1 pseudogene is annotated in these 907 nt (G+C 57.3%); it reads left to right on the top strand.

What is annotated here, in order from left to right:
* Positions 1-193: 193 nt before the first annotated feature.
* A pseudogene (locus tag I5W_RS28060) lies at positions 194-700 on the top strand (CHASE2 domain-containing protein); the annotation flags it as partial.
* Positions 701-907: the final 207 nt, after the last annotated feature.

Genomic DNA, 907 nt, shown 5'->3' with positions numbered 1-907 from the left:
GGGCCGGGACTTTGCGCACCGTTGCGCAGCGTGATCAAGGGGATCTGCTTCATGCGGGCTCCATAGAAAGGTGGCGGGAAAACATTAGAACCCATTTTGGCCATCGGTTCATCAAGCCGCNTTATCCTCGTGTCTTCCCTTTGGGCAACATCCATGCAGCCGGTGCCGATTGTGGCCGCGCGCAACTACTGGCATGATCGCAGCCAATCAAAAACAAAAGGGAAATTGGGGAAAATCCATGCTGCGTCGTTTGCGTACCGCCTTTGGCAAATACTGGGCCCGTTGGCTGCTGGCGCTGGTACTGGCCGGCATGGCCGAGGCGGTGGTGATGAATGTGCTGCCCAATCGCCTGGTGGAGCGGCTGGACCTGTTCTTCTACGACTTGCGTATGCGGGTGACCCAGCCCGATCTGGACCCGCGCATCGTCATCATCGACATCGATGAGAAGAGCATCGCCGAACTGGGGCGCTGGCCCTGGAGCCGCGATGTGGTGGCGCAACTGGTCAAGCAGATGACCCAGACCTACCAGGCGCAGTCGGTGGGCTTCGACGTGGTCTTCGCCGAGCCCGACAACACCTCCGGCTATGGCCGCCTGGAAGACCTGGCGCGCGGACCCTTGAAGGACGTGCCGCAACTGGCCCAGCAATTGCGCCTGCTCAAGCCGCAGATGGATTACGACGCCCGTCTGGCCGCGGCCTTGCAATTCACCACTCCAAGAATTGGAGCCAATCAATTCTTGCGGAGAACTGTGAATGCGCAAACCAACCCTTGGCAGAACATATCCATCGCGTCCGCCATCTCCAGCAGCCGCACGCGGCGCATCTCGGCCTAATAAGAAAACAAATAATTCCAATTCATATATGAACATTTTTGCCTCCTTATTTCTTGAAAATGTGGAATTGGAATT

Source organism: Herbaspirillum sp. B65 (assembly GCF_000333555.1).
Lineage (GTDB): Bacteria > Pseudomonadota > Gammaproteobacteria > Burkholderiales > Burkholderiaceae_D > Herbaspirillum > Herbaspirillum rubrisubalbicans.
Note: the sequence above shows the minus strand (reverse complement) of the source record. Positions and strands in the feature narration are given on the sequence as shown.